Consider the following 1,682-nt stretch of genomic DNA (forward strand, 5'->3'; position numbering starts at 1 on the left):
TTGCGGCGCAATCACTAGTGCGGGCGTCTGTTGGTGTCTCATTGGGCTTCTCCGAGCTAACAACACGGACCCGGGCAACGCTGGGGGGCTACGCACCCGACCACTGGCTGCCCCGCTTCGGCACACGTTGCCTTCATAGGTCGTGCGCGATGCCGGTTTCGCGAAGTTCGCCCGGACGGCGACCGGCTGCTCGCAAGCGAGGCGGCGAACATACACTGTCGGCCACGAGCAGTCCGTCGCGACCGGCTGCTTTCGGGCATGCTGCCCTCGTCGTCACTGGCCCAACGGTCCGAGTCTCCACGGATTGAGCAAGCTCTTGCGGCGCGTATCGAATGCGTGGGCTGAAGATCGTTCGCTCGACGTCAACCGCTTGCCGTTTGCTGTCCGCATTGAGTACCCTCTCACCGCTGCCCGGGCGGGCAGCAAAAGTGTCGTAAGCACTTGGCATGTCGGTAGGGTAGTTGCAGCCAAGCGCCGCAGCGACGAGCCCTGTGTCCAATTTAATTGGAGGCCGCATGCCTACCCTTCCACTATTGAAAGAGACAGAAAACACAAAAGAGTCGATGGAAGCCTATGTGAGGTCGACCCTCATTCCGGCGCTGGAGAACCACTATTTTCAGAGATTGAACCTCTGCGAGTCGTTGCGGAGGTGGTGGCAGGCTGCTCATGCGGCGCAAGGAATGGACGACCCTGTTAGGGAAAATGAGCCTGACGAGGCGGTATATCTTACGCCGGCATTGTTGGGGGGGCATAGGCAAATAGCGGCAGCATATTTTGATAAACTAGAAGAGTATTCGATGATTGGGGAAGAGGACAAGAAGAAAAAGGAAGACGTACGGTCGGAGGTACTGGATAAAGCAAGCCAGCTTCGGGCCTCAACTCTGCGCCTCGATGGCAAGGCATCCGAGTATCGAGAAGCATATAGGGCATGGCAGGATGCCGTCCCAGAGGGGCGAAAACGTACTACTGCCGAAAGTTCACAGCTACGCAGGCTGCGTAATTCACTCTCTGCCATAATATCGGCCTACAACAGAAATGTGGTTTATTCGGAGAATTGTAGGGAACTGACGCGCGACGCCTTTCGTTCATACCCCGAAAAATTCGTGCCCACTCGACATTACTATCGGGAGGCTCACAAAGGAGAATGGCCAATGTATTTCTATGAATACGATGACGTTGGCCTGGAGTTCCACATCCACTACGATAGCAAGGGTGAAAGGATAACGTCAGTAAATATTAAGATGAGCTATGATATAACAGGGAAGAAGGCCTCTCATGCGCCGCTGGTTACTGAATATCTGCTGAGGAAATATCCGCCCGTTTTGGATGCGAGGCAGATAACAACGCTGCCACGGGAAGAAATTACAGTCCCTAGAAAGTAAGGCGCAATTGCACAATGCTCAACGCCCGCTGCTAAGAGTAGGCAGGAAGGACGACAACCGCTGCGGGACTTCGTTGATAACCCCAAAGATGCGAGCGGAYGACAGCGCCCTGTTCTTGTCAACGCTGGCAGGCCGTCCGCCCTTCTGTGCTGGCGGCGTAGTGAGATTCAGTCAACAGTTGCCACACATCCTTATTCAACCGCTGCGGTGCTTTGAGGTTGGTGGAAGTTGCTTGGTTGACTGACCCGATATTGTCTCAAGGGAGTTCTCACTCTTCGCCTGCAGCACCTTTCTCTGTGG

At 55.0% G+C, this 1,682-nt stretch carries 1 protein-coding gene; it reads left to right on the forward strand.

The genetic code is table 11. The features are described 5' to 3' along the window. The first annotated feature begins 515 nt into the window (after positions 1–515). The gene (locus tag AC1D1T_RS32325) at positions 516–1,382 is read left to right on the forward strand and encodes a hypothetical protein (RefSeq protein ID WP_477993440.1); all 867 of its coding nucleotides are present in this window, start codon (positions 516–518) and stop codon (positions 1,380–1,382) included. Positions 1,383–1,682: the final 300 nt, after the last annotated feature.

The sequence above is a fragment of the Rhizobacter sp. P2_H3 genome (genome assembly GCF_056403355.1).

Coding starts and splice junctions, on each gene's coding strand:
- AC1D1T_RS32325 (WP_477993440.1), top strand. CDS start 516: ATGCCTACCCTTCCACTATTGAAAGAGACAGAAAACACAAAAGAGTCG.